The sequence below is a fragment of the Roseibium sp. RKSG952 genome (assembly GCF_009711355.1).
Window position 1 is genome coordinate 1 of the sequence record NZ_SMMF01000262.1, and the last position, 456, is coordinate 456.

Genomic DNA, 456 nt, shown 5'->3' on the forward strand with positions numbered 1-456 from the left:
TCGAACTCCCGACATCCTCGGTGTAAACGACCATTCCCACAACGGAAATGGCGGTTTTCTGCGGTTTTTAGTCAAAGAAAATGTGTGATGTTCCTTCAATGTCCGTGGGTTTCTGTGCGGTTTCTGTGCGGACGCACGGAAACGCATGCTTTGTTCTCACGCCCCTATATATAATGAGTGCATGAAACTCACCTGGAAACGCACATGGCGAGACCGTCCGAACGACGGCACCGGCACCCACTCCGACTACCCGGATCGCTATGCCCGAACCTATCAGGAACCGGGCGGCACACGCTGGTTCTGGTTCGTGAATGACAGCCATTCAATCGACCGCGGCATTTCCGAAAACAAGGACGCGGCAAAAGCAGCGTGTGAAAAGGCGTTTGAGATTGGCTTAGGTATTACCAGAGATGGTGACTAGATCACCGTTCCTCAATCGCCCGATCCAGCTTGCGT

General features: G+C 53.1%; 1 protein-coding gene. It reads left to right on the top strand.

The window, feature by feature from the left end; translation table 11 throughout:
* The first annotated feature begins 181 nt into the window (after positions 1–181).
* Positions 182–421 (top strand): ATPase, encoded by a 240-nt coding sequence (locus E1297_RS00660; protein WP_155132659.1) that lies wholly within the window; start codon positions 182–184, stop codon positions 419–421.
* The last annotated feature ends 35 nt before the right edge of the window (positions 422–456 follow it).